Annotated in this window: 1 protein-coding gene; it reads right to left on the reverse strand. The window is 53.9% G+C overall.

The window, feature by feature from the left end:
• Positions 1-1,002: transposase (locus ABEV74_RS20695; protein ID WP_430149187.1), on the reverse strand; the 1,002-nt coding region annotated here is incomplete at its 3' end.
• Positions 1,003-1,114: the final 112 nt, after the last annotated feature.

Genomic DNA, 1,114 nt, shown 5'->3' on the forward strand with positions numbered 1-1,114 from the left:
CGAAACCAGAGGAATAATCCCTTGCTCGAACAGCGATCGCAGATAATCTGTCGTACCGTAGGCTTTATCGGCAGAAAGCGTGCGAATCCGGATTTGCGGATGGGCAAAACGGATCGCGGCCAGCTGCTGCAAGCTCGTCTCGCGCTCAGCCGTTCCGGACGCGATGCTCGCTTGCGTAGCCAGAATGACGCCGGATTTGACATCCGTCACATGATGCACCAAATACCGCAAATGCGCTTCCTGACCGTTGCTCTTTTTGTACAAGCGAGCATCCGGGTCCGTCACGCTGCGGTGGGTCTTGTTCGAGAACGTTTTGCCATGAAAATCTTCATGTGTCGCTTCGTCTTCCAGACGCCGTTCTGTTCGCGTGGGCGGTGCGGGCGGCCGTCTGTCATCATCGGAATCAGCGGCGTCACCTTCGGGTTGCTCGTCTTGCCGGGCCATGCGAGCCAGGTAGTCTTCAATCGACTCCACAGGGGCCAGAGTGATTTCTTTCAAGCTGTGGATAGAAGCGTTGGCGCGTACTTGGGAACCGTCGACTCCCGCATCTACATCGGGTTGGACCAGTCCGGCGGCGATGCACTGATCGACGACATGTTTCATGAGCGTGTCGAAAATACCGTGTTTTCGCCACAATTTCCGGGTCTTCACCAAGGTCGTCCGATCCGGCAGGGACGGCCTGGATGGATCCGGGCGCAAGACGGATTCGAAATCCAGTCCGCAAAACCACAAGTAGCCCCCATGCATGGGCAACAGTTGATACAATTCCCGTTCGGAATGGTTGAACAAATACGAAAGCAGCATGAGTCGAACCATCCGCTCCGGGTCAGCCGCCGGGCGTCCGGTACGTTCCGTATACAGCGGCGCCACCCAATCATGGACGATGGAAAAATCAAGCGCTTCGTTCAGTTGGCGCAGGATGTGCTTTTTCGGTACGAGTTCATCCATATCCACAAATTGGAACATCTGAGGCTGGATAGCCGATGACTTATAGGCTTTCATATTCAATCACTCTTTCGATCATCGTGTTACGATATAAATTCGACAAACCCGTGATAAAGGCCTGCTTACGCGGACTTTTTCACCGGACTTTTAAAGATAAATGAACAGCGAA

It is taken from the genome of Paenibacillus cisolokensis (assembly GCF_050481165.1).
Lineage (GTDB): Bacteria > Bacillota > Bacilli > Paenibacillales > Paenibacillaceae > Paenibacillus_AH > Paenibacillus_AH cisolokensis.